General features: G+C 50.3%; 18 protein-coding genes, 1 pseudogene and 2 riboswitches. Of the genes and pseudogenes, 12 read left to right on the top strand and 7 right to left on the bottom strand.

The features are described from left to right. Positions 1-39 precede the first annotated feature (39 nt). Positions 40-657, top strand: coding sequence for a class I SAM-dependent methyltransferase (locus D5E69_RS07040; protein ID WP_249931576.1), 618 nt, complete (start codon positions 40-42; stop codon positions 655-657). Between the two features lie 96 nt (positions 658-753). After that, positions 754-915 (top strand): hypothetical protein, encoded by a 162-nt coding sequence (locus tag D5E69_RS07045; RefSeq protein WP_156183439.1) that lies wholly within the window; start codon positions 754-756, stop codon positions 913-915. 37 nt (positions 916-952) lie between these two features. On the opposite strand, the gene D5E69_RS07050 is transcribed toward D5E69_RS07045, so the two are convergent. The 6 genes from D5E69_RS07050 to D5E69_RS07075 are packed head-to-tail and all read right to left on the bottom strand — an operon-like array spanning position 953 to position 7,216. After that, positions 953-2,278, bottom strand: coding sequence for a (Fe-S)-binding protein (locus D5E69_RS07050; protein WP_159129482.1), 1,326 nt, complete (start codon positions 2,276-2,278; stop codon positions 953-955). Beyond that, positions 2,275-3,687, bottom strand: coding sequence for an FAD-linked oxidase C-terminal domain-containing protein (locus D5E69_RS07055; RefSeq protein WP_159129483.1), 1,413 nt, complete (start codon positions 3,685-3,687; stop codon positions 2,275-2,277). The genes D5E69_RS07050 and D5E69_RS07055 overlap by 4 nt, the downstream gene beginning before the upstream one ends. 33 nt (positions 3,688-3,720) lie before the next feature. Next, the gene (anmK, locus tag D5E69_RS07060; protein WP_159129484.1) at positions 3,721-4,890 is read right to left on the bottom strand and encodes an anhydro-N-acetylmuramic acid kinase AnmK; all 1,170 of its coding nucleotides are present in this window, start codon (positions 4,888-4,890) and stop codon (positions 3,721-3,723) included. Next, positions 4,891-5,781, bottom strand: coding sequence for a BadF/BadG/BcrA/BcrD ATPase family protein (locus D5E69_RS07065; RefSeq protein ID WP_159129485.1), 891 nt, complete (start codon positions 5,779-5,781; stop codon positions 4,891-4,893). It lies immediately after the preceding gene. Positions 5,782-5,784: 3 nt separating this feature from the next. Then, complete coding sequence (locus D5E69_RS07070) at positions 5,785-6,876, bottom strand: DUF871 domain-containing protein (protein WP_048005033.1); 1,092 nt, start codon at positions 6,874-6,876, stop codon at positions 5,785-5,787. A gap of 13 nt (positions 6,877-6,889) precedes the next feature. Next, entirely contained in the window at positions 6,890-7,216 is a 327-nt protein-coding gene (locus tag D5E69_RS07075; RefSeq protein WP_048005032.1) for a PTS lactose/cellobiose transporter subunit IIA, read from the bottom strand. Positions 7,217-7,377: 161 nt separating this feature from the next. On the opposite strand from D5E69_RS07075, the gene D5E69_RS07080 reads away from it, so the two are divergent. The 6 genes from D5E69_RS07080 (at position 7,378) to metE (ending at position 14,519) form a co-directional block, all read left to right on the top strand. Beyond that, the gene (locus tag D5E69_RS07080) at positions 7,378-8,244 is read left to right on the top strand and encodes a MurR/RpiR family transcriptional regulator (RefSeq protein ID WP_159129486.1); all 867 of its coding nucleotides are present in this window, start codon (positions 7,378-7,380) and stop codon (positions 8,242-8,244) included. After that, positions 8,244-8,549 (top strand): PTS sugar transporter subunit IIB, encoded by a 306-nt coding sequence (locus D5E69_RS07085; protein ID WP_048005030.1) that lies wholly within the window; start codon positions 8,244-8,246, stop codon positions 8,547-8,549. The genes D5E69_RS07080 and D5E69_RS07085 overlap by 1 nt, the downstream gene beginning before the upstream one ends. Before the next feature lie 25 nt (positions 8,550-8,574). After that, entirely contained in the window at positions 8,575-9,852 is a 1,278-nt protein-coding gene (locus tag D5E69_RS07090) for a PTS sugar transporter subunit IIC (RefSeq protein ID WP_056534520.1), read from the top strand. Between the two features lie 179 nt (positions 9,853-10,031). Continuing rightward, a complete protein-coding gene (locus D5E69_RS07095) occupies positions 10,032-10,268 on the top strand; it encodes a hypothetical protein (RefSeq protein ID WP_213085582.1) in 237 nt (78 codons plus the stop codon). A gap of 12 nt (positions 10,269-10,280) precedes the next feature. Then, complete coding sequence (locus D5E69_RS07100; RefSeq protein ID WP_159129488.1) at positions 10,281-11,612, top strand: 6-phospho-beta-glucosidase; 1,332 nt, start codon at positions 10,281-10,283, stop codon at positions 11,610-11,612. Between the two features lie 142 nt (positions 11,613-11,754). Continuing rightward, positions 11,755-11,863, top strand: a riboswitch (SAM riboswitch). 61 nt (positions 11,864-11,924) lie between these two features. Then, a riboswitch (cobalamin riboswitch) is annotated at positions 11,925-12,109 on the top strand. A gap of 139 nt (positions 12,110-12,248) precedes the next feature. Continuing rightward, positions 12,249-14,519: a 5-methyltetrahydropteroyltriglutamate--homocysteine S-methyltransferase gene (gene metE, locus D5E69_RS07105; RefSeq protein ID WP_159129489.1), complete on the top strand. Its 2,271-nt coding sequence runs from the start codon at positions 12,249-12,251 to the stop codon at positions 14,517-14,519. Positions 14,520-14,588: 69 nt separating this feature from the next. Here metE and D5E69_RS07110 read toward each other — a convergent pair whose 3' ends face one another. Then, positions 14,589-16,124: a glycoside hydrolase family 10-like protein gene (locus D5E69_RS07110; protein WP_159129490.1), complete on the bottom strand. Its 1,536-nt coding sequence runs from the start codon at positions 16,122-16,124 to the stop codon at positions 14,589-14,591. 644 nt (positions 16,125-16,768) lie between these two features. Between D5E69_RS07110 and gltB the strand changes: the two are divergent. The 4 genes and pseudogenes from gltB (at position 16,769) to D5E69_RS07130 (ending at position 25,443) form a co-directional block, all read left to right on the top strand. Beyond that, positions 16,769-21,369 (top strand): annotated as a pseudogene (gene gltB / locus D5E69_RS07115) (glutamate synthase large subunit). Positions 21,370-21,385: 16 nt separating this feature from the next. Next, entirely contained in the window at positions 21,386-22,873 is a 1,488-nt protein-coding gene (locus D5E69_RS07120; protein WP_159129491.1) for a glutamate synthase subunit beta, read from the top strand. Positions 22,874-23,133: 260 nt separating this feature from the next. After that, positions 23,134-24,588, top strand: a complete 1,455-nt coding sequence (gene nagE / locus D5E69_RS07125) for an N-acetylglucosamine-specific PTS transporter subunit IIBC (protein WP_159129492.1) — start codon at positions 23,134-23,136, stop codon at positions 24,586-24,588. A 147-nt stretch (positions 24,589-24,735) separates the two neighbouring features. Then, the gene (locus D5E69_RS07130; protein WP_159129493.1) at positions 24,736-25,443 is read left to right on the top strand and encodes a DUF2161 domain-containing phosphodiesterase; all 708 of its coding nucleotides are present in this window, start codon (positions 24,736-24,738) and stop codon (positions 25,441-25,443) included. Positions 25,444-25,463 lie beyond the last annotated feature (20 nt).

Consider the following 25,463-nt stretch of genomic DNA (forward strand, 5'->3'; position numbering starts at 1 on the left):
CGTAATTCAAAGGGCTTAGAGCCTGTTAGGGAGATTCTTATGAAAACAGATTACGACCGCCTGCTTCACATCGAGACAGATAAACGGCAAATGGGCTTCCACCGGTCTTTTCACTATCATCGATATGAACCGACGCCGTATGAGGCGCTGGATGAGTTTTGCGAGCAGTATCCATTCTCCAAATCAGACCGGGTTGTGGACTTTGGATGCGGGAAGGGACGCTTGAACTTTTATCTTCACCACCGGTTCAAATGTACAACAATCGGTGTTGAAATGAACAGGGACTTCTACCGGGACGCCATGGTGAACTTGGATCATTATCTCCGGCATGCCGGAATCCGGAAAAATAACGTCCACTTCAAGGAGTGCCTGGCAGAGGACTATGCCATTCACCCCCGGGATAACCGCTTTTATTTTTTCAACCCGTTTTCTGTCCAGATCTTCATGAGCGTCATCAATAACATTCTTCATTCCGTAGAAGGGCACCTAAGAGACGTGGACATTATCCTGTATTACAGCCCTGATGATTATATTCACTATATGGAAGATCATCCTCTATTTCGCTTGAAAGCAGAAGTGGACCTGACCGGTCGATTTGCGGAGAATCCATATGAGAAGTTTAGGGTTTATGAGCTTTTTTATGGCGGTGAAGGGTGAAGGGTGTTTCTTTATTTTTCCTTTTTTATGAAACCTTTCATCGCGCCATGCGTACATAGGAGTAGAAAGCGGACGCTTTCATAAGGAGGATGGGACATGTACAAATGGGTGTGGGCGAGCTTTTTGATTGTGATCTTGGTGACCATTGGTCTTTGGGTGACAAAAGGAGCGGAGTCTGCCATTCTGCTTCTCTCGGGATATGGTCTCGTTTTCTTCTTTCTGGTTTATTTCATGTTCCCGAAGTCAAAGAAGCAGTAGGTTGGAGAAAAGAAGAAGGATGATCCTGCATGGAGGATCATCCTTCTTCTTTATAGAGGACGGCTTCAAGGAGAAAGTCGACGATATGGACGGCCCGCACGGTGTCAGACAGCCCTTCACGTTCGATTCCGAGTTTCATCTGAAGGAGGCAGCCGGGATTCGAGGTGACGATGGTCACGGCCCCTGTGTCCTTGGCGTGCTTCATTTTCGTATCCAGGATCTTCATCGACATGTCGGACTCGACGATATTATAAATGCCGGCAGAACCGCAGCAGTGGTCTGCCTGCTTCATCTCGTGGTACTCGGCACCACCGACTGCCTGAAGGAGCATGCGTGGCTCGAGGAACGTCTTCTGTACGTTCCTGAGGTGACAGGAATCCTGATACGTGATGATCTGAGGTGCTACCTTCAAATCTTTTCCGTGGAATCCAAGTTCGACAAGGATGGATGAAATGTCCTTGATTTTAGCAGTGAAACGCTCTGCCCGAGCATTCCATTCCGGATCTTCTTTCAATAGATGATCATAGTCCACAAGGAAGGCACCGCATCCCCCTGCATTGGTGATGATGTAATCGGCACCGCAACGTTCAAACGCGGCGATGTTTTCTTTTGCAAGCTTTTTCGCTCCGTCCTTCTCACCGCTGTGACCATGAAGGGCCCCGCAGCATGTTTGGGCTTGTGGAATGACAATTTCACACCCGGCCTGTTGGAGGAGGGTCGTCGTTGCGTTGTTGGTGCTGAGAAACAGCGTATCCATGAGACAACCGCTGAAGAAGGCGACTTTTTTCTTTTTGGTTCCTGCAGGCTCCAGGTGACGCGGACGATCGGTCATATCACCGCGTCTTGGCACCTTGGGCAGGACCTTTTCCATCGTGGCCAAGTGATCAGGCAGGATGTTCATGAGTCCCGATGCCCTCACGGCTTTCTGGATTCCTGAACGCTGATAGAAGCCGAGCAGGGAAGTGGCGGTCCGCATCCTGTCAGGGTGGGGGAACAGCCCGGAAAATACCGTCTTTCTTACGACCTTCTCTCGAATGGAGTGCTTTTTGTTCTTGTTGATGATATCCCTTGCTTCTTCCAGGAGGTGCCCGTACTTCACCCCTGAAGGACAGACGGGCTCGCAGGCGCGGCAGCCCAGACATAGATCGAGGGAACGTTCCACATCTTCGTCCGGTTCGATGACACCGTCGACGACGGCCTTCATCAGGGCGATCCTGCCGCGGGGAGAGTGTGATTCCTTGAATCCTGATTCGATGTAGGTCGGGCAGGATGGGAGGCAAAATCCGCATCTCATGCAGTTAAGAAGTTCATCCTCATCCATCCGTTCCTTGAACTCTTGCTGCATTTTCGTTCGTTCACTCATCGTGAAATCACCACGCGCTTCCTGGATTCTTTGGCAAATACTTTATTCGGGTTCATGATATTACCTGGATCGAATGCCTGTTTGATGAGCTTCATGGCATTCACCCCCTCGGGTCCAAGCTTCCATTCAAGATATGGCGCCTTCATCATCCCCACACCATGTTCTCCCGTGATCGTACCGCCCAACGAAATCGCTTCAGAGAAAATGTCGGCGAAGGCCGCTTCCACCCGCTCCATCTCTTCGTGATCCCTTGCATCGGTTGCGACGGTTGGATGGAGGTTCCCGTCACCTGCATGCCCGAACGTACAAATGTTGAGTTTGTATTTTTCAGCGATGCGATTGATGGCCGAGACCATCGTGGCAATCTCAGAACGAGGCACGGTGGCGTCCTCCAGAATGGTCGTCGGCTTCAACCGGGCAAGGGCAGAGAGGGCGGATCGTCTTGCCGTCCTGAGAGCTTCCGCTTCTTCAGGTGTAGCAGCAAGCTCAACGGATACGGCGCCGTGCTCCAAACAGATCTCCTTCATTCTCTCCATATCCCTTGTGACGAGTTCAGCGGGTCCGTCCTGTTCGATGAGAAGCACGGCCTTCGCTTCTGTAGGGAGACCGATCCTGGCGAAATCCTCGACGACAGCGAGGGTCGGCTGATCGAGGAATTCCAGGGTGGCCGGAATGATCTTGCCGGAGATGATATGGCAAACACTCCTGGCCGCAGCCTCCATGTCTCCGTATGTGGCAAGCATCGTCTTCTTCGTTTCCGGGAGAGGCACGAGCTTCAGTGTCGCTTCAGTGATGATTCCGAGCGTCCCTTCCGAACCGACAAGGAGCCTCGTCAGATCGTAACCGGCCACATCCTTGGCGAGCTTTCCGCCTGTCCGGATGATGTCTCCGTTCGGAAGTACAGCTTCCAAGGCCAGGACGTAGTCACGTGTCACCCCGTATTTGAGGCCCCTGAGGCCACCGGAATTTTCGTTGATATTCCCGCCGATGGTAGAGATCTTCATGGAGCTTGGATCCGGTGGATAAAAGAGACCCTTCGCTTCAACGGAGGCTATGAGTTCCCCCGTGATCACACCGGGCTGGACGGTGACGGTGAGATTCTCCTCATCGAGTTCCAGGATGCTGTTCATCCGTGTGAAGAGGAGGACGATTCCGCCCTCGGTAGGGCAGGTGCCGGCACACAGGTTGGTACCTGACCCCCTCGGTACGATCGGTATGCCATGCTCTCCGCACACCTTCACGATCCCTGCAATCTCCTTGGCTGAAGAGGGAGAGAGGATGGCATCAGGCATCGCCTGATAGTTAGGGGTGGCATCGTATGAATAGACGAGCCTCTCTGCGGGGCTGTCATAGTAGTAAGCTTCTCCTACAATGCTTATGAATGATTGCTTGATAGACGAAGTGATCATGGGTGATCCCGCCTTTCTGATATTCTTGTAGATTCAGTTCTTTCCGGGAAACGGGGCAGGGGTGATGGAACCAAGGATCACATAATTCCCGGCACCGGTCGCACCTGGTACATTCCCCGGCTGCCCGTTCAACGTCTCGTGCGCAAGAAGGGCGAAGGCGATGGCCTCTTTGGCATCGGATGAGTAGCCTATTTCTTCCTGTGTGAGGAGAGTGCAGGTTGGAAGCAATTCCTTCATCATGAGGATGAGGCTTGAGTTATAGCTTCCTCCTCCGCCAATGATGATTTCATCCACCTCATAGAAAGGAAAGATGAACGTCTTATAGGCATCAACGATAGAGCGGGCCGTAAAGTAAGTCGCCGATGCGATGAGATCTTCTTTCGGAAGGTGAGGGAACTCCTCCATGATGCGGTGGATGAAAATATCCCCAAACTGTTCCCTGCCAGTTGATTTAGGGGGCTTCCTTGAGAAAAACCCTGCTTCCCATTCCATCCATTCTTCCACAATCTTTTCATGCACCTTCCCCGTAGAAGCAATGGCCCCGTCTTCATCGAATGGCTTGCCGTAAAGCCTCTCGCATAGCCCGTCGATGATCATATTTCCCGGTCCTGTATCGAATCCGTACACGTCTTCAAGGGAACCGTCCTTGGATAGGACGGTGACATTCCCGATCCCCCCGATGTTTTGAAGGAGTCGCCCCACTCCAGGCGACCGGTAGAGGATGTATTCCGTGTAGGGAACGAGGGGGGCTCCCTCGCCACCTGCAGCGACGTCCATGGACCTGAAGTTTGATACAACGGCAGTATTCGTCATGTATGCGATCACGCTGGGCTCACCGATCTGGAGAGTGGAAGGGACAGAATCCGCCGTGGGGAAAGGCTGGTGAAATACGGTCTGCCCGTGGGATCCGATGACATCGAGATCCTCCAGCGGAACACCTGCTTCCGTGCAAAGCCCAATGACGGCCTCCCCGTATATGCGGCCAAGCTCGAAGTGAAGGCTGGAGAGGGCAGGAGTGGAAGAGTGTTCCTCACTGATGACCTCGAAGATTTTCTTTTTGACTGACTGTGGGAAGGGGGTGGAGGTGTAATGGATCAGCGTGCAGGCTGCACTGCTTCCCGTCCCTTCCAAGGATACGAGGGCAGCATCCACCGCATCGACGGATGTGCCTGACATGAGCCCTACGGCTAGACGTTTGACCATTTAATGTTTCCTCCTCATTCTTGAATAAGTCGTGACGGCACCCAAGGCCGGGGACATTGGACTCAAAAGGATAGTCACATCTGGGTAGGTCTCTGAGACTACCTGTTTAAAAGATGTTTGAACTACGTTGCTTGCTTCCAAAACGCTTCCCTTTATGGCCACCTTCAACGATGAAAGGGAAAGGTTACGGGCGAGCTGAACGGTCTGCATCCCTAGGGAAGCCCCGGCTTTTTGCAGGATCATCTGGGAAGAAGCATCCCCGTCCTGAGCACATGCATCCACGATCTTGGACAAGGAGGCGATTTCCCCCTTATCGGATGTGTAGATGAATCCTTTCAACCCCTTCCCGTCAACAGCACCAATCTCCTTCATCACTGCATGTGAGAGGGGAGACAGGGGGACATCTCGATCGATTTCAGAAGTGATGATCTGAAAGGCCTGGATAGCAATGGAATAGGCACTCCCCTCGTCACCGAGAAGATGGCCCCATCCTCCGGTCACGCCTGTCATCGTACCGTGGCGGCCGTGGGAAATGGATCCCGTTCCCGCAATGGTGAGGATCCCGTCGCCGTCACCGATCGCACTGTCGAATGCCAGCTCAGCATCACTGATGATCCACATGGGGGAGGGAGACAGGGGTGCGAGAACGTCCTTCACCCGTCCCTCAAGCGGCCCCGATTGAAGCCCGGCCATCCCGATGACGATGGCATCTGCGTCTCCGTCATGCAGACAGTCATTGAGAACCAATGTAAGGTGTTCCATGGCTTGTTGAAATGATACGGAAGGATTGCCATGACCGGCAACCGATTCGAAGAGCACATTCCGTTGCTCATCCATCACGAGAGCCTGTGTCTTCGTCCCACCTGCGTCTATTCCTATGATTCTCCCCATCTGTCAGCCTCTTTTTTCGAAGGCGAATTTGCCCCATGGTTGCAGATAATCGAGGAGGACGATCTCTTCTTCGCGAATCCGGGCGACCACATTCGTCTTACCGGAATTTTTCATGTCTTTCAAGGCGATCTGAAGCTCACCGGCATATTGGGCGTACAGGTCATTCTCAATGATGATGTCTCCACGTCTGATGTCACGGGTGTTATGGGGAGCGAACTCTCGACCGCGATACTTCACCCGGCTCTGGGTGGAACGGATCATATAATCCGACACGTCCCCGCGGTAGAAATGAGGCTCCTCGAACAGGATGGTTTCTTCAAGTTCCGTAGTAGTATCCACCACATCCACAGAGAACGTGATTTTTTGAAGATTAAGAGAACTGAGGAGCTTCAATTCCCGTTCGGAAGCATATGCGTTACTGATGATCACATCATCGATCAGCCCCGTTGCAAAAAGGTGTTTTGCCTGGACGTCGATTGGAAGGTCCCGGTGCATTTCAAGGGTGGGAAGCCCTTCGACTACCGGCCAGGGTCCGAATGTCGCATCTTCCGAAGAGACGAATGCCGCGGTCCTCATACCGAGATCTTTAAACTTCTGACTGCACTCGACGAAGAACGGATAAGACAACCCCGAGTAGCGGTGAGGATAAAAGTTATGACAGCCTAGGAGTGCGTCCTTGTTGGGCTGATAAGTCATGATGTTGTCGATGTATTTTGTGGCATTGCTCATATTGAGTTCGATCTTCAGGTCATACGGATTGAAGGACATCATGGACTCCTCCTGCCCGGTATACCCCATATCGAGACGGATGCCATGGGCTCCCAGATCTGCAAAGAAGGAGAGATCATCATAAGAGATGTTCAGCTCCTTGAAGATGCGCGGTGAGATGTCTGCAATGACTTCCATGCCGAGCTCTTTTGCAAAAGAGATGGTATCCTTGAAGTTTGCAAGGATCGCGTCTTTTTCCCCCTCTACTGATAGAAGACAGGTGAATACTCGTTTGAATCCATAGGAAGAAGCCAGTTCAAGGTACGCTTTGTCATCTTCCACCTTTGAATGATTGGGATAAATTGATACTCCGAGACGTTTACTCATCTATTCTTCCTCCTTATCGGGTTTCTAATTGGTGGATGCGTTTCAACATAGGGATCATCTGCTCGATGAGCGTTATCTCACTGATGGAAGTCATGAGGTGATCCTGGGCATGGATCATGAGAAGGGACTTTTCGAAGCTGTCCCCGTTCAGCTCCGCTTGAATCAGCGATGTCTGGGTGTTATGGGCCTTGTTCAGCTCCACATGTGCGTCTTTCAAGAGCTGATCGGCTTCATCGAATTTCCCCTCATGCGCCATGGAAAGTCCTTCATAGGCGATGGCTTTTGCGTTCCCTCCATTTGAAATGATTTCAAAGATTTCTACTTCTACATTTTTGGTCATCTTCCTATTCCTCCTAGTACTCTTATAGAACTGTTTTATTCAGCTTGGTAAAATAAAAGTTTAGAAATTTCAAAAATATATTGAAATTTAATTTCATTATCGCATATAATCATAGTAAATTGAAAGCCTTTACAATACAACTCATTTTTTTGGAGGTGACCATGACAGAGTTTCACGTATTAAAACACATCAAGAGTCAGATGGAAGCATTCACTCCTTCTGAGCGCGCAGTAGCAGAATATGTACTGGAATATCCCGATAAAGTAGTGGAAATGACGACAAAACAGCTTGCTTCATCATGTGGGAGCAGCGAAGCGGCGATCATCCGGTTCTGTAAACGGATCGGCATCAACTCCTTCAGTGGGTTGAAGATCGAACTCGCCAAAACCTCCTGGATCGAGGAACCGCAAAATCCCGAAGTGAACACACTTTTACACTTTGAGGACAGCCTGGAAACGGTATTCAGTAAAGTGACGATGAATACGTACCAGGCCATCAAGAACACGGAGAAACTGTTCTCGGTGGAGGAGCTCGAGCGTGCGGTGGAAGCACTGCACCACGCCGATCGCGTCTATCTATACGGAGTCGGAGGTTCTGCTGTCGTGGCGGAGGACTTCACCCAGAAGATCCTCAGGCTCAATTATCTGGCCTTCCAGGCGGGGGATATCCACGTCCAGATGATGATGGCAGCGAATATGACGAAAAACGATGTCCTGTTCGTCGTTTCAACATCCGGTCAGACGAAGGAAATCCTGAGGCTCATGACCGTGGCACAGGAAAAAGGGGCGAAAATCATCCTCCTTACCCAGCACGGGAAGTCTCAGGCGAGAAAGCTTGCCGATATCGTCCTGACGATCTCGGAAGAGGAGAACAATATCAGGATCGGTACGATGACGGCACGCATTGCGCAACTCGTCATCATAGACGCCCTGTTTGTTGCATTATGTATGAAGAAAGGACATGGCGTCTTCGAACAAATCGTCGAGACCCATAATATCGTCCAACGAATGAAAAAGGAGGAAGATTGATGAAAGTATTATTTGTATGTGCAGGTGGGATGTCCAGTTCCATTGTCGTCAATGCATTGAAGAAAGAAGGGGCGAAAGAAGGGCTAGAAATGGACGTCCTGGCAATCGGGACGGGGGAAGTGGCCGATGAGATATCCAAGGGATGGGATGTCTGCATGGTCGCACCGCAGATCAGGCACCGCTTCGATCAGGTGAAGAAAGCGGCTGACGGGGCAAACGTACCATGCGGGCCGATCCCGCCACAGGCGTACTCACCGCTCGGTGGGGCCACATTATTGAAAACCGTCAAAGAATTGACGAACTAAAGGGGAAGAACAAGGGGGTAGGAACATGCAAAAGTTTGTAAATTTCCTGGAGAATAATTTATCCGGGCCAATGGCGAGACTTTCGGAACAAAGGCATTTGCAGGCGATCCGGGATGGGGTCATTTCTGCACTGCCGTTCATTATCGTAGGATCATTCTTTTTGATTGTGGCGTTCCCACCGCTGCCTGATGCAGGGGTATTCGGTGACATCAAGCAGTGGGCTGCAGATAATATTGTGGAAATCCTGATTCCATACCGTGTCACCATGTTCATCATGTCGCTCTATATAGCCTTCGGGATAGGATACAATCTATCGAAAAGCTATGGCCTCGATCCTCTTTCAGGCGCTCAGATGTCCGTAGCTGCACTTCTCTTAACTATTACACCTCAGGCAGTTGACGGCGCATGGATGCTTCCAATGACAAACCTCGGGGGACATGGATTATTCGTTGCCATGGTCGTCTCGATACTCGCAGTGGAGATACTCAGGTTCTGTAAAAAGAGAAATATTACAATCAAAATGCCAGAACAGGTACCACCATCCGTGGCACGAAGTTTTGAAGCACTGATTCCTGTTGCCTTCGTCATCTTGGGTGTATCGGCCATCACCGTTTGGGCAGGTCTTGATCTTCACCATTTGATCGGTGTGGCAGTCGCTCCTCTTGTAACGGCAGGGGACAGCATTTTTGGGGTATTGATTCCTGTTTTCTTAATTACATTCTTCTGGTCATTCGGAATTCACGGAGTATCAGTAGTAGGAACCGTTGCTCGTCCATTATGGGAAGTGTTCCTAGTGAACAATGCCGACGCTGTTGCAAACGGTCAGGTTATTCCGCATATCGCTCCGGAAACCTTCTACCAATGGTTCATCTGGATCGGTGGATCAGGAGCTACACTTGGGCTCGCTCTTGCTATGGTATTCTTCTCCCGTTCCAAGTATTTGAAAGCATTGGGTCGTACCAGTATCGTACCTGTTACGTTTAATATCAATGAACCGATCATCTTCGGGGCACCGATCGTCCTGAATCCAGTCTTGATCATTCCGTTTGTCATCACACCACTTATTACGGCAACCATTGCTTATGTAGCAACAGCTACAGGCATGATTTCGCCGACCTATATCATGCCGCCGTGGACCCTACCGGCACCAATCGGCGCATTCCTGGCAACAGGAGGAGATTGGCGGGCTGTCGTCATGGTCTTCATCAACATCGCTATTTCGTTCGCTATCTACTTCCCGTTCTTCAAGATGTATGATAGAAAAATGGTGCAAGTAGAAGAAAACGACCAACAAGCCGCTTGATCAATGTGGAAACTGGTCGATTACACCCCGTATAAACAGCAATATATGTAAGGAAGTGAACAGTGAAGCGGGAATCCATGGATCCCGCTTCTTCACTATGTACCCTAAGGAGAGTGAAGGAAATGACTGAGACTGTCATCCCCAGGAGGATTGGATTCAAAAGTGTATTCATTTTATTAATGACCGTATCCATCGGCTTATTATTATTGTCAAAGCCTTTAATAAGTGCAGGTTTGCCAAAGGAGTGGAGCATTTTTTTGGCAACGGGAATTTCGACTTCTCTAGGGTTGAGCCTCGTATTACTCAAGATTGAAGGGCCTGTAGAGGATCCTTCTATTAAGAAGAAGCGTTTATGGCTTGGTGTCGTCGTTAGTTTTGCCATCAGTTTTGTGCTGGCATTTGCAGTGAAAGGATAAGGAGGTATGAGCATGAAAGAAGGCTTAAAAATCGTGACCATCGGCGGTGGCTCAAGCTACACGCCGGAGTTTGTGGAAGGGTTGATCAATCGTTATGATGAGCTGCCTGTCCGGGAGCTGTGGCTTGTGGATATCCCTGCTGGAAAAGAAAAGCTCGAGATTGTCGGGAGCCTTGCGCGGAGGATGGTGTCTAAGGCCGGTGTTCCCATGACCATTCACCTGGCTTTGGACCGGGAGGAAGCACTGGAGAATGCTGATTTTGTTACGACCCAGATGCGGGTCGGTCAGCTGAAGGCAAGGATTCAGGATGAAAGGCTGCCGATCAAGTACGGGATGATCGGACAGGAAACGAACGGGGCAGGTGGACTATTCAAAGGCCTCCGGACCATTCCGGTTCTTCTTGAGATTGCGGAGGATATGCAGCGGCTTTGCTCTGATGCATGGCTGATCAATTTCACCAACCCGGCTGGAATGGTGACGGAGGCCTTGCTCCGATACAGCAAGCATTCGAAAGTCGTGGGCGTATGCAACCTGCCGATCAATACGAAGATGACCATTGCCAGGCTTCTTGGCGTAGAAGTCGCTTCAGTCGATATCCGGTTTGCCGGCTTGAATCATATGGTGTACGGACTGGATGTGACGGTCGATGGGGTGTCCGTCCTTGGGAAGGTACTGGAACTGATGGGTGATGAGGATAAGCAGCTCAGCATGAAAAATATCGCCCCACTGCCATGGGATCCTGATTTCCTGAAGGCTCTCGGAGTCATACCTTGTCCGTATCACCGGTATTTTTACAAAACCAGTGAGATCCTGGAGAAACAGCTGGAGGAATTTAAAACGGGGACAACCCGTGCCGAGGTCGTCCAGCGATTGGAAGATGAATTGTTCGAGCTGTATAAGAACGAAGACCTTGATGTGAAGCCCCCGCAGCTTCAGGAGCGTGGAGGAGCCTACTACAGCGATGCCGCCTGCAATGTGATTTCTTCGATCTTCAATGATAAAGGGGACGTACAGACCCTGAACGTCAGAAATGACGGCAGTATCACCGGCATCCCTGATGAGTCCGCCGTGGAAGTGAACTGTGTCGTGACCAAAGAAGGGCCTAAACCGATCCATATAGGTGAACTGCCTGTAGCCGTCAGCGGACTTGTTCAACAGATCAAATCCTTTGAGCGGATCGCGGCAGAAGCAGCCGTGTCAGGCTCCTACGAAAAAGCCCTCCTCGCCATGACGATCAATCCGCTGGTCACCAGTGATTCGAGAGCAAAACCATTGTTGGATGAACTTCTGGAAGTCCACCGCGAATTTCTTCCTGCGTTCCATGCACAGTCGAACATCCTCTGAATGGCACATGTGGCACTTTTTTTGGTACCAAGGGTACCGTCAACGACAGTAGGACCTTCGAACGAATGTTAGAAATATTTTGACAAAGTAAAAGCTGGCATGCTAGTATTACCCTATTCAACGGACAAATAAATGATCGATACTCTTATGAAGAGCGGTGGAGGGACTGGCCCTGTGAAACCCGGCAACCATTCAACACTTGTTGAAAAGGTGCTAATTCCTGCAAAGCATCATGCTTTGGAAAATAAGAGAGGACATCCCTTTAAAGGGCCTCTCTATCGTGGAGAGGCTTTTTTCGTTGAGTTGAGAACTGAATAGGAAGATGCGACAGGTGCCGTGTGGAAGCATGGCTGAAAAGGGAAACCGGTGAAAGTCCGGTACGGTCCCGCCACTGTATGGGGAAGCAACTTATCACATCCACTGTTTCTGGAGGGAATGGGAAGGGATAAGGCGTGATGAACCTGAGTCAGGAGACCTGCCTGTTGTGTGCACTTGAGCTCTACGGGTCATAGAGGGGAGTGAGGAACGCGTGTTGGAATCATAGGATTGTCAACGTTTATTCATTGCGCGCAAAATCTCTCTTTCTCTGAAAGGGAGATTTTTTTATTGGAGAGAAAATGAGAAGGAGTGAGCAATATGGTGAAAAGTTCAAATCTCGGTTACCCGAGAATCGGTGAAAAACGAGAGTGGAAGAAAGCGCTGGAACAATTTTGGGAAGGAAAGCTAAAGGAAGAAGAATTTGTGGCGAAGACAGATGAGATCCGCCTTCGTCATCTTAAAAAGCAGGCGGATGCAGGTATTGACCTGATTCCTGTCGGGGACTTCAGCCTGTATGATCATGTATTGGATACAGCCGCCATGTTCGGGGTGGTCCCGAAGCGGTTCGGTCATGGGGGAGGGAAAGTCCCGTTGAAGACGTATTACGGTATGGCAAGGGGGACGGGCGACGCAGTGGCATCCACGATGACGAAGTGGTTCAACACCAATTACCATTACATCGTTCCCGAACTGGACGGGGCAACGCCTTCTTTGGCCGATAATCCCCCGCTTCGCTACTTCAAGGAAGCGAAGGAACAGCTTGGCATCACAGGGAAGCCCGTGCTCCTCGGCCCGGTAACGTTCGTAAAGCTGTCCAAAGGGTATGATCCCGAGGCGTTCGCAAGCACTGTCGATGGGTTCGTCCCGTTGTATGCGTCCATTCTCAAGGAGCTTGAAGAGGCTGGCGCCGGATGGGTTCAGATTGACGAACCCGTGTTATGTACCGATCTGACCGCTGAGGAGTGGACGGTCCTTGAGCAGGTCTATGACACGCTGATCAAGGCAGCGCCTCGAATCAAGGTCATCCTTCAAACCTACTTTGATCGCGTCAGTCGCTATGAGAGGGTGATCAGGCTTCCGGTGCATGGGATCGGATTGGATTTCGTACACGATGGTGGAGGGAATCGTCAGGCCCTGAACACCCATGGGTTCCCTGAAGACAAGGTCCTTGCCGCGGGGATCATTGATGGGAGGAATATATGGAAAGCAAATCTGAATCGGACCCTCGACTCGCTTGAGGAGTTGGAGAGCGCTGTTTCAAGAGACCGTCTGATCATCCAGCCATCATCGAGCCTGCTCCATGTGCCCGTCACAGTCAAAGGAGAGGAAGGACTCGGGGACCGCCTTACACGCACACTTTCTTTTGCAGATGAAAAGCTGCAGGAAATTGTCACGGTTACAGAGGCAATCAAGGAAGGGCGTCCTTCTATCTCCAATGAGGAAGAAAGCTCTGACGGTCTCGAAAATATCAAACAATCCCGGACTCTCAGAGAGAGTGAGCAACTGGACGGAAATGAATTCCTTCATCGGGCCCCATTCTCTGAGAGGCGGGTCGTTCAGGAGGCAGAGCTCGGTCTTCCCCTCTTCCCAACCACTACGATTGGAAGCTTCCCGCAGACCAAAGAGGTGCGGAAAGAACGCCTGAAATGGAGGAGGGGGGAAGTGAGCGATCAGGACTACCGGACGTTCATCCAGGATGAGATCGGAAAGTGGATCGACATCCAGGAAAGAATCGGTCTGGACGTACTCGTTCACGGTGAATTCGAACGGACGGATATGGTGGAGTACTTCGGGGAGAAGCTTGGTGGATTTGCTTTTACCAAACAAGGCTGGGTTCAGTCCTATGGTTCACGCTGTGTGAAGCCTCCGATCATTCATGGGGAAGTAAGATTCCAAGAACCGATGACAGTGGATGAAACGGTCTTTGCGCAATCGTTGACTAAAAAACCTGTGAAGGGCATGTTGACTGGTCCAATCACGATTGTAAATTGGTCATTTGTCCGGACCGACATCCCGCGTTATGATGTCGCCAATCAAATTGCCCTGGCTTTGAGAAAGGAAGTCGAGGCCCTCGAGGCAAACGGAATCCGCATGATCCAAGTCGATGAACCGGCCCTCAGGGAGGGGATGCCACTGCAGAAAGAAAAGAGGGCAGGCTACCTCGAGGCCGCCGTCCATGCTTTCAAACTTGCAACGTCATCTGTGAAAGACAGTACGCAAATCCACACCCATATGTGCTATTCGGAGTTTGGGGAAATCATCGAGAGCATCAAAGCGCTTGATGCGGACGTCATATCGATCGAAACGTCAAGAAGCCATGGTAATCTCATTCATTCCTTTGAGGAAAACACCTATGCCCAAGGGATCGGTCTCGGCGTTTACGATATACACAGCCCTAGGGTTCCAACGCTCGAGGAGATGACTCAGAACATCGAACGGGCCATTCGTGTACTCGATCCACAACTGTTCTGGATCAATCCGGACTGTGGTCTGAAAACACGCGGAACCGACGAAACCATCGAAGCCCTTGTCGTAATGGTGGAAGCAGCGAAGAAGATGAGGGAAACCGTTCTGGCAGCTCAACAGTGAACGGACACAAAAAGTGCGGACAGCACCCGTCTAGGGACGGTGCTGTCCGCACTTTGCTGTGCATATGAATCAATATTTCACACGCACGGTTTTGGCGTCTCGACTTTCAAGACCGGTATGGGATACAGATGTAACTCCATAGGTGTAGATTCCCTTAACAGGAGGAACGTCTGTATAGGAATCTTCATCTGCGTAGACGACATCGATGATATTGGAAGGGTCATTATAATCGCCTTCACGAGGACCGTCAAACCGGTAGATGACAAACTTTCTTGCAGTGTGTTTCTTATCTTCAATCTCAAGTTTGACACTGCCATGTTTAGATTTCCCTTTTACTTTGGTCGGTTTTTTCGGCAGTTCCCTGTTATTCCAGGGAGTAGGCGGTGTCAATGCTGTTTCTGTATAGATTTCGTCCTTCAGGATATCGGCATATCCAAGGCGGTTGTTATGAAGCTGCTGAAGGGAGAAATGCATTTGTCCTTTTGCCGTGCCGTTTTCACGGTTATCCAGGATCTGTTCCGGTAGTTCATACGGGTCATACCATTGCTGGTCGAAGTTGTCACCGACCTTGTAGTCTGCCATCCCGATATAGAGGTGAACGGGGTGTTCATAGGCGTACTCAGTCACTTCATTGCTCCACCAGTCGAGAAGCACGGAATAGTTTGCAGCGGCAAAGTCCCGGGACCAGTAAATCTGTGGTGTGATATAGTCAATGCTGCCGTCTTTGATCCACTGACGGGTGTCGGCATATAAATCATCGTAGTTCGTCTGACCTGCCGTCGTTTCACTTCCAGTCGGATCCTTGGCGATATTCCTCCAGACGCCGAACGGAGAGATACCGAACTGGACCCATTCCTTCATATCTTTAATAGAAGTATTGATATCTTTGACGAGGAGATCGACATTATTTCTCCGCCAGTCTTCGATTGAATCAAAGTCCTTGCCGTATTTTTCATATGTAGCTTGGTCAGGGAAGTCTTGTCCGGCAATTTTATACGGATAGAAATAATCATCCATATGAACGGCTTCAATATCATAATTGGCTACCAGCTCTTCCACAGTCTCGATGAGGTATTGCTGAACCTCAGGCAAGCCGGGATCAAGATAGTATTGGCTTCCATACTTCAGCACCCAGTCAGGGTGTTGCTTTGCCACATTGCCGGGATCAAGGTCGTTAAGCGTCATGCCGGGCATCGTGACACGGTAGGGATTCACCCACGCATGTAGCTCGATTCCCCGTTTGTGGGCTTCTTCAAGCATGATGCCGAGGGGATCATATCCCGGATCGGTTCCTTGAGCTTTACCGGTGATGTATTTGGACCAAGGGGCAAGATCTGATGGGTAGAGGGCATCGACTGTAGGTTTCACCTGATAGATGACCGTATTGAATTTCCTTTCTTTAAGATCATCCAGAGTCGATTGAACCCATGACGTGTAGGCGGCTTTGTCCATCCCTGCCTTCATGTCGATATTCTGAACAGTGGCAATCCAGGCTGCACGCATCTCATGTTTTGGCTGTGCCGATGCAGAAGCTTGTCCAGCCCACATGGGGGCAAGCAGGGCCAGAAGCAGGATGACGACAATTGACTTTTTTCCTTTTTTCATTGAACTCCTCCCTTTCTTCTTTTGGTTAGAAAACGCTTACAAATAACTGAGTGAAATAACACTTCACTTATATCTGATAATTCTGTGAAATATTATTTCTACCTACATTATAGAGGCGGGTAGTTCCGTGGTATATAGTTCCATTAGAGTGAATGGCTTCTAGTGAATACTAGTTGTTTTGCACTATGGTTTTATCTTGTTGAAGAAGGGGTAATAGATTTGGATATCCGGTTATCCAGGAATGACCATCTCCTTCCCTGAAATCCGATCTGTCACCGTTTTCCCCAAAACATCCTTGTGGATGGACCTGAAATCACTTTGTAAAACTGTCTGACAAAAAAATTTTTTTAAAGATTTTTTTGTATGAAAATTCATCTGTGGACCTGCATTTTCCGGATGAAAATGAAAACGATTACTTTGTTGTCAAATCAAGGTTTTAAAGATTCTGAAAATTAAAGGAAATCTATATGTTTTACCCTGTCGGACTTGCCTGCTTTTCCAACTATAATGGTAAGTGCGGGAGGTTTTTTAATGACTAAATTTTTCGTTTTTTCTAAATTTCATGATATACTAACGAAAATCAACTAAATGCATCAGGTGGTATTTATTCAATTTTTATACACGTGAGTAGAGGAGGACATTGAATGAAAACGAATCTTCCGGCGGCACAAGGATTATATAACCCCCTTCATGAGCATGAAGCATGCGGGATCGGGATGATTGCCAACATTGATGGAAGCAAATCACATAGTATCGTACAGAATGCGATCAATATTCTCTGTAACCTAGAGCACCGCGGAGGACAGTCCGCTGATACCAGTACCGGTGATGGTGCTGGTATTCTTACTCAAATCCCCCATCATTTCTTCAAAAAGCAGTGCGAGAAAGAGGACATCTTCCTTCCGCGTAAAGGAGAATACGGGGTCGGGATGGTCTTCCTCCCTGAACAATATGAGAAGAGGATGAAAAGCAAAGAGATCTTTGAACGCATCATCGTCGAAGAAGGTCAGGAAGTCCTTGGCTGGAGGCCGGTGCCGTTAAATGATTCCTTCGTGGGGAAAGTGGCATCGAAGTCCAAACCGTTCATACGCCAGGTTTTCATCGGTGCGTCTGATGATATGAAAACGCGCATGGACTTTGAACGCAAGCTCTATGTAATCCGGAAACGGATCGAAAATGAGGCAGCCAAGGCAGTTGGACAGGAAGATGTGTATATCTGCAGTCTTTCTTCGACCACTATCGTCTATAAAGGGATGCTGGTGCCTGAGCAGCTGGACTCCTTCTACATTGACCTCAATCATCCTGAATTTCGGTCTGCACTCGCTCTTGTGCATTCCCGTTTCAGCACGAATACCTTCCCGAGCTGGCAGCGTTCGCATCCGAACCGCTATACGATCCACAACGGTGAATTCAATACCCTGCGCGGAAATGTCAATTGGATGAGAGCAAGGGAGAAACTGTGCGAATCCACCGCATTCAATGACGAAGACCTTAAGAAGATCCTTCCTGTCATCGATGAGACAGGCAGTGATTCCTCCATGTTCGATAACTGCTTCGAGTTCCTCCATCTATCGGGACGATCCCTTGCCCATACGGCCATGATGATGGTACCGGAGCCTTGGGAAAATGATGAAACCATTCATCCTAAGAAAAAAGACTTTTATGAATATCATAGCTGTCTCATGGAACCGTGGGATGGACCTGCTGCCCTTGTATTCACCGACGGCAAGGAAATCGGTGCATGTCTTGACAGGAACGGCCTGCGCCCTGCCAGATACTATGTGACGAAGAACGGCATGATCGTTCTTGGCTCCGAGGTAGGGGCATTGGATATCTTCGCTGATGATATTGTTTATAAAGACCGCCTGCAGCCTGGGAAAATGCTATTGGTGGACCTTGAAAAGGGAAGGATCATCCCTGATGAGGAAATCAAGCTGCGTGTTGCGTCCGAACAGCCTTATCGCCACTGGCTGGATCAGAATAAATTCAATTTGAGAGATCTACCCGATCCTGTAAGGGAGCCGGATACGATACCAGAAGAAGAGGTAATGGTGCAGCAACAGGCTTTCGGTTATACCACCGAGGAACTCAATAAGCTCATCAAACCGATGGTACTTGAAGGGAAGGATCCCGTCGGGTCCATGGGGTATGATTCACCGCTCGCCGTCCTTTCGAAGAAACCACAGCTTCTCTATAACTACTTTAAACAGCTATTTGCCCAGGTGACGAATCCGCCGATCGATGCCATCAGGGAACAGATCATCACCTCTGTCGGAACGACAATCGGTGCCGAAGGGAATCTTGTTGCACCGACCCCCGCTAGCTGTCGCCATATCTACCTCGAGACACCGGTCCTTACGGGTACAGAGTTTGAAAAACTGCGTCAGCAACGTGAAGAGGGCTTCAAAGCCGTCACGCTGTCCATCCTTTTCGAGGTGACTGAAGAAGGAGATCAACTGACCCCTACCCTGGATCGCCTCTTCGAACAAGCAGATCAAGCGGTAGAGGATGGAACGACCCTCCTGATCCTATCCGATCGCGGAGTGGAAGAGAAGCGGGCTGCGATTCCTGCCCTCCTTGCCGTATCCGCTCTGCATCACCATTTGATCCGGAAGGGGACACGTACGAGGGTAAGTCTTCTCCTGGAATCAGGGGAGCCGAGGGAAGTGCACCATTTTGCCACACTGCTCGGCTATGGTGCCGAAGCGATCTACCCATACCTAGCGTATGAAAGCCTGCATAGCATGATCGGAAACGGTGAAATCACCGGCAAGACCTTCGACGAAGCCGTCGATAAGTACGTAAAGGCTGCAACGGACGGAGTGGTCAAGGTTCTCTCTAAGATGGGGATTTCGACCATCCAGAGCTACAGGGGTGCACAGATCTTTGAAGCTGTGGGGATTCAAAACGATGTTATCGATCGCTATTTCACCCGTACGCCGTCGAGGCTCGGGGGGATCGGGATCGACCTGATCGAGAAGGAAGTCCTTCTGCGCCATAACAAAGCTTACGCCGACCGGAAAGACCCGAACCGGACCCTTGAATCAGGTGACGAGTTCCAGTACCGGAACAAGGGGGAGGACCACGCTTACAATCCAAGTACGATCCATACGCTGCAGCACGCCTGCCGCACGAATGATTATGAGCTTTTCAAGAAGTATTCGCGCATGCTCACCGACGAGAAGCAGCATCTGCAATCGTTAAGGGGCTGCTATCCTTCAAGGACGCCAAATCCATCCCGATCGAAGAAGTGGAATCAGTGGAAAGTATCTGCCGACGCTTCAAGACCGGGGCGATGTCATTCGGTTCCATCAGTCAGGAAGCCCATGAAGCTCTGGCCATCGCCATGAACCGGATCGGAGGTCGAAGCAACTCGGGAGAAGGCGGAGAACATCCGGATCGCTTCCAAGTTGATGAAAATGGAGACTCCCGCAGAAGCTCCATCAAGCAGGTAGCTTCAGGGAGATTCGGTGTCACCAGTCATTATCTGGTCAATTCCGATGAGATCCAGATCAAGGTTGCCCAAGGGGCGAAGCCGGGAGAAGGCGGTCACCTTCCGGGTAAGAAAGTCTATCCTTGGGTAGCGGAAGTAAGGGGGTCCACCCCTGGAGTGGAACTTATCTCACCTCCGCCCCATCATGATATCTATTCCATCGAAGACCTTGCAGAGCTCATCTACAATCTGAAGAATGCCAATCCACGCGCACGCATCAGCGTAAAGCTCGTGTCTGCCGTCGGTGTCGGGACGATTGCCGCAGGGGTAGCCAAAGGAAGGGCCGATGTGGTCCTCATCTCGGGTTATGATGGAGGGACCGGTGCCGCTCCGAGAACGAGCTTGAAGCACACGGGCCTCCCGTGGGAGATCGGTCTCGCAGAAGCCCACCAGACTTTGCTCCTCAATCATCTCAGGGACCGGATCGTCGTGGAGACGGACGGAAAGATGATGACCGGAAGAGATGTGGTCATCGCCTCCCTGCTCGGAGCAGAAGAATATGGATTCTCAACGGCACCCCTTGTGGTCCTTGGATGCGTAATGATGAGGGTGTGCCATATGAATACATGTCCGGTCGGGATTGCCACACAAGATCCTGAACTGAGGAAGAAATATATGGGTGACCCTGAGCATGTTGAGAATTTCATGCGCTTTGTGGCTCAGGAAGCAAGGGAGATCATGGCCCAACTTGGATTCAGGACGATCAATGAGATGATCGGAAGGACCGATGTCCTTGAAGCGAATGAAGCCATCGACCACTGGAAAGGAAAGGGGATCGATCTATCAGGCCTTCTTTATCAGCCTGATGTGCCTGCTAAAGTGACTCGGTATGCAACGCGCAAGCAAGATCATGAATTGACGAAGACCCTCGATTATCAGGAGCTCATCCCACGCTGCCGGAACGCAATCGATAAAGGTGAAAAGGTGGAGTGGACCACAGCCATCCGGAATATCCACCGTGTTACGGGCACGATGCTCGGAAGTGAAATCACGAAGCGCTACGGTGCGGAAGGACTTCCGGAAGATACCATCCGCCTGACCTTCAAGGGGTCGGCCGGTCAAAGCTTCGGGGCTTTCATACCGAAAGGCCTTACGTTAAGGCTTGTAGGAGACTCCAATGACTTTGTCGGGAAAGGACTGTCAGGAGGCAAAATCATCGTTCATCCTGATCCAACGGCCACGTTCATCCCCGAGCGCAATACCATCGTCGGGAACGTATCCTTCTATGGTGCTTCTTCAGGGGAGGCTTACATTTATGGTATCGCGGGAGAACGTTTCTGTGTGCGTAACAGCGGTGCCGACGTGGTGGTCGAAGGAGTCGGAGATCATGGATGTGAATACATGACGGGTGGAAAGGTGGTCGTCCTGGGTATGACGGGACGGAACTTTGCTGCAGGAATGTCCGGAGGCGTCGCGTATGTACTGGATGACGACGGAACGTTCCGAAGCCGCTGCAATCAGGAACTTGTCCATGTACAGCCGCTGTTTGATCCCGAAGAATCGAAAGAATTATATGAAATGATCGAGCGATATGTCTCGTATACCAATAGTGATAACGGACGGAAGATCCTTGCGAACTGGGAGTCTTATCTATCGAAATTCGTACGGGTGATCCCGAAATCCTATCTGAAAATGAAAGAACGGATCAGTGAGTTTGAAAGCAAGGGCCTTGAGAAGTTCGATGCTGAGATGGCGGCATTTGAAGAAGGAACGAAGGAAGAGAAAAAGAAAGTGCTAGAAACGGCGAAGTAGAAAAGGAGGGGGACTCATGGGAAAAGCGACTGGCTTTATGGAATATAGTAGACAAACATTGAAGGAAAGGCATCCTGGGGAAAGGACGAAGGACTGGGACGACTACACACTCCCCCTATCGGAACAGGAAGTCAGGAATCAGGGAGCGCGCTGCATGGACTGCGGCGTCCCCACCTGTCAATCGGGAATGGAAATCAATGGCTCCACTACGGGTTGTCCTGTGTATCACTTGATCCCTGAATGGAATGATCTGGTATACCAGGGGCAATGGAAGGAAGCACTGAAGAGAGAGCACCAAATGAATAACTTCCCTGAGTTCACGGGATTTGCATGCCCTGCACCGTGTGAAGGGGCATGCGTGCTAGGCATCAACGAGCCGCCCGTTGCCATCCGTACGGTAGAACGTTCCATTATCGAGAAGGGATTCCAGGAAGGGTGGGTAATCCCTGAGCCGCCGGAGCACCGTACGGGCAAGCGGGTAGCCGTCGTCGGTTCCGGTCCTGCCGGGCTTGCGTCTGCTGCCCAGCTGAACAAAGCGGGTCATCTTGTAACCGTATTTGAGAAGCATGATCGCGTGGGTGGTCTCCTTACTTACGGAATCCCTGAAATGAAGCTCCCCTATTCTGTTGTGGAGCGAAGGGTCAAGATCCTTGAGGAAGAAGGGATCGACTTTGTGACCAATACAGAAGTCGGGAAGGACTACACCGTCGAACAGCTGCGTGAAAACTTCGATGCCGTCATCCTGTGCGGAGGAGCTGCAGTCCATCGCGATGTACAGGTGGAAGGGCGTGCACTGAAGGGCGTCCACTATGCCATGGAATTCCTGCACTCCAATACGAAGAGCCTGTTGGATTCGAACCACGGTGATGGGGAGTATATCTCTGCCGCCGGCAAGAATGTCATTGTGATCGGAGGCGGGGATACGGGAACAGACTGTCTCGCTACTTCCGTTCGGCACAACTGCAAGAGTCTCACCCAGTTCGACATTTACGATAAAAAAGGTGCCATGCGTGATGAAGTGGGCAATCCCTGGCCGCAATATCCTGTCATCCACCGGGTCGAATACGGCCAGAAGGAAGCGGAGGAAACATTCGGTACCGACCCCCGGGCTTATGCCGTCATGACGAAAAGATTCGTCGGTGACGAGAACGGGCATATCAAGGAAGTCCATACGGTCAACGTGAAGCTTCGTTATGATGAAGAAGGCAACAAAATCCGTGAGGAAATCCCATGTAGTGAAAAGGCATGGCCTGCTGACCTTGTTCTTCTCGCGATCGGATTCAGTGGTCCTGAACAGGATCTCATCAAGGCCATGGAACTTGAAACGAACCAAAATTCAACCGTGAAGGCGGAATATGGCGACTACAGGACCAACGTGGAAGGCGTATTTGCCGCCGGTGACATGCGACGCGGCCAAAGCCTGATCGTATGGGCGATCAATGAAGGCAGGGAAGCGGCGAGGGAATGTGACCGCTACCTGATGGGAACGACGCAGCTGCCTTAATGAGATGGAAAGACTCTTCGGAATATGGAATCCGGAGGGTCTTTTTTTGTGATGGGAGCCTAAAAAACACCCATTCCCCTTTCTTCTAAATTGCACAATCTGCGAATATCGTCTACTATAGGATTTTATGTCCTGTTCGTCTCTTCGTCAGAGGTGGATGCATGGGCAATTTATCATTATGTTCATTTTCCTATAGAATTGCCCCGGTTTATGAAATTATAATGTGTTGAGCATCTTAAAGAAAAAAGGGGGAAATGTGTATGATGAACTATTTGCAGCGAATCGGTAAATCTCTTATGCTGCCGGTTGCCGTCCTTCCAGCGGCTGCCATTCTCATGGGGATCGGATACTGGATCGATTCTGACGGTTGGGGAGGAAATAATCCCTTTGCTGCCTTCTTGATTAAGGGAGGCGAATCGCTGATTAGCAATATGGGCTTCCTGTTTGCCATCGGGATTGCACTCGGAATGACAAAAGTAAAAGATGGATCGGCGGCACTCAGCGGTCTGGTGGCCTTCCTGATCATTACGACCCTTTTGTCCCCGGATAGTGTGGCCATGCTTCAGGGTGTCGACGTTGGCTCTGTCAATATTGCATTTGAAAAGATCAACAACCAGTTTATCGGGATCCTTTGCGGGATCATAGCGGCTTGGAACTTCAACCGCTTCAGTGAAGTGAAGCTTCCTGATGCCTTCGCCTTCTTCAGTGGCAAACGGCTTGTGCCGATCATGACGGCCGTATCCATGCTTGTGGTTTCCGTCATCATGCTTTTCTTGTGGCCGCTGATCTTCTCAGGATTGATCGCCTTCGGGGAGGCCATCAGTTCCCTCAGCTATGTCGGTGCAGGACTCTATGGGTTCTTTAACCGCCTGCTGATTCCGACAGGACTTCATCACGCGTTGAACGCTGTATTCTGGTTCGACGTCGCGGGAATCAATGATATCGGGAACTTCTGGTCCGGAAAAGGGGATAAAGGCATTACGGGCATGTACATGGCCGGATTCTTCCCGATCATGATGTTCGGTCTTCCGGCTGCGGCACTTGCCATCTACCATACGGCAAAGCCTGGCAAGAAGAAGCAGATCGGGTCCCTCATGCTTGCGGCTGGTTTTGCATCCTTCTTCACTGGTGTGACAGAGCCCCTTGAGTTTGCCTTCATGTTTGCGGCACCTGTGCTGTTCCTTGTGCATGCGGTGCTTATGGGCTTATCCCTTGCAGTAGCGGCGTTCTTCCATTGGACGGCCGGATTCGGTTTCTCGGCAGGACTTATCGACTTTTTATTGAGTTCCAGACTGCCGATCGCCAATGCACCTTACATGCTCCTCGTGCAGGGAATCGTCTTCGGTCTGATTTACTACTTCCTATTCCGCTTCATGATCGTGAAGTTCAATCTGAAGACACCTGGAAGGGGAGAAGATGACTTGGAAGAGGCCGTACAAGAGACGGCTCAGCCTGAGACATCAAAGGAAGATAAGTTCTCAGCCATGGCCTCTGAGATCTATGCTGGTCTTGGTGGAGACGAAAATGTGACATCCGTTGATAACTGTGTGACCCGTCTGCGAATCGAAGTGGATAATATGGACGTCGTGGATCAGAACAGGATCAGGCGCACAGGTGTGCCCGGCATACATGTTGTAGGAGAACATAGCATTCAGGTAATCGTCGGTACATCCGTACAATTCGTCGCGGATGAAATCCACAAAATAAGAAAATGATTGGCTGCCCTCCGGATCGTTCAGGATCCGGGGGGTTTTTAGTGACAAGAGGTTTTTCATTTGCTGAAAATGGTCTATACTTTTCACTAACACTAGATTCATAGAGGAATCTGCAATCAACAGGCAGTGCCTGATAGGAGGATCAATATGAAAGAGTCCGATCTGTATCCACCTATACGCGATCATTTCCACTCACTGGGTTACCGTGTCAACGGAGAGGTCAAGGATTGTGATGTAACGGCCATGAAAGGGGAAGAGCTGATCATCGTGGAGATGAAGCTTTCCCTTACGGTGGATCTTCTCGTACAGGCCGCCAAGAGGCTCAGACTGACAGATATGGTATACATAGCGGTCCCGAGGCCGAAACGGACGAGGTCCAAAAGGTGGAGGGATGCCTGTCACTTGGTGAGGAGGCTGGAGCTTGGGTTGATCACCGTGTCGCCCCATGCCAAGGGGGATAAACTAGAATTCGTGCATCATCCGGCTCCCTTTGACCGGAAGGCAAGCCTTTCATATGGAAAGAAAAAGCGTGCGCAACTTGTGAGGGAAATCGAAGGAAGGAGCGCGGATTACAATGTGGGGGGAAGCAATAAGCTGAAGATCATGACGGCTTATAAAGAAAGCTGCATCCACATTGCCGTCCTGCTCGATCGCCATGGACCCCTTTCACCGAAATCCCTCAAAGAACTCGGGACAGGGGATAAAACCCCACTGATCCTTCAGAAAAATTACTATGGATGGTACGACAGGGTCAAGAGAGGTGTATATGAGCTCACGGATAAAGGGAAAAAGGAAATGCTCGACTACCCGGATCTCCTTGAAACGTATGGCACGGAAGAAGGGTCCCCGGATTGATGTCCGGGGTCCTTTTTGAT

This window comes from Rossellomorea marisflavi, assembly GCF_009806575.1.
Taxonomy (GTDB): Bacteria; Bacillota; Bacilli; order Bacillales; family Bacillaceae_B; genus Rossellomorea; species Rossellomorea marisflavi_A.

What these genes read in the sequence shown, in the direction of transcription:
- D5E69_RS07040 (WP_249931576.1), top strand. Translation starts at nt 40, where the DNA reads ATGAAAACAGATTACGACCGCCTGCTTCACATCGAGACAGATAAACGG.
- D5E69_RS07045 (WP_156183439.1), top strand. Translation starts at nt 754, where the DNA reads ATGTACAAATGGGTGTGGGCGAGCTTTTTGATTGTGATCTTGGTGACC.
- D5E69_RS07050 (WP_159129482.1), bottom strand. Translation starts at nt 2,278, where the DNA reads ATGAGTGAACGAACGAAAATGCAGCAAGAGTTCAAGGAACGGATGGAT.
- D5E69_RS07055 (WP_159129483.1), bottom strand. Translation starts at nt 3,687, where the DNA reads ATGATCACTTCGTCTATCAAGCAATCATTCATAAGCATTGTAGGAGAA.
- anmK (WP_159129484.1), bottom strand. Translation starts at nt 4,890, where the DNA reads ATGGTCAAACGTCTAGCCGTAGGGCTCATGTCAGGCACATCCGTCGAT.
- D5E69_RS07065 (WP_159129485.1), bottom strand. Translation starts at nt 5,781, where the DNA reads ATGGGGAGAATCATAGGAATAGACGCAGGTGGGACGAAGACACAGGCT.
- D5E69_RS07070 (WP_048005033.1), bottom strand. Translation starts at nt 6,876, where the DNA reads ATGAGTAAACGTCTCGGAGTATCAATTTATCCCAATCATTCAAAGGTG.
- D5E69_RS07075 (WP_048005032.1), bottom strand. Translation starts at nt 7,216, where the DNA reads ATGACCAAAAATGTAGAAGTAGAAATCTTTGAAATCATTTCAAATGGA.
- D5E69_RS07080 (WP_159129486.1), top strand. Translation starts at nt 7,378, where the DNA reads ATGACAGAGTTTCACGTATTAAAACACATCAAGAGTCAGATGGAAGCA.
- D5E69_RS07085 (WP_048005030.1), top strand. Translation starts at nt 8,244, where the DNA reads ATGAAAGTATTATTTGTATGTGCAGGTGGGATGTCCAGTTCCATTGTC.
- D5E69_RS07090 (WP_056534520.1), top strand. Translation starts at nt 8,575, where the DNA reads ATGCAAAAGTTTGTAAATTTCCTGGAGAATAATTTATCCGGGCCAATG.
- D5E69_RS07095 (WP_213085582.1), top strand. Translation starts at nt 10,032, where the DNA reads ATGACCGTATCCATCGGCTTATTATTATTGTCAAAGCCTTTAATAAGT.
- D5E69_RS07100 (WP_159129488.1), top strand. Translation starts at nt 10,281, where the DNA reads ATGAAAGAAGGCTTAAAAATCGTGACCATCGGCGGTGGCTCAAGCTAC.
- metE (WP_159129489.1), top strand. Translation starts at nt 12,249, where the DNA reads ATGGTGAAAAGTTCAAATCTCGGTTACCCGAGAATCGGTGAAAAACGA.
- D5E69_RS07110 (WP_159129490.1), bottom strand. Translation starts at nt 16,124, where the DNA reads ATGAAAAAAGGAAAAAAGTCAATTGTCGTCATCCTGCTTCTGGCCCTG.
- D5E69_RS07120 (WP_159129491.1), top strand. Translation starts at nt 21,386, where the DNA reads ATGGGAAAAGCGACTGGCTTTATGGAATATAGTAGACAAACATTGAAG.
- nagE (WP_159129492.1), top strand. Translation starts at nt 23,134, where the DNA reads ATGATGAACTATTTGCAGCGAATCGGTAAATCTCTTATGCTGCCGGTT.
- D5E69_RS07130 (WP_159129493.1), top strand. Translation starts at nt 24,736, where the DNA reads ATGAAAGAGTCCGATCTGTATCCACCTATACGCGATCATTTCCACTCA.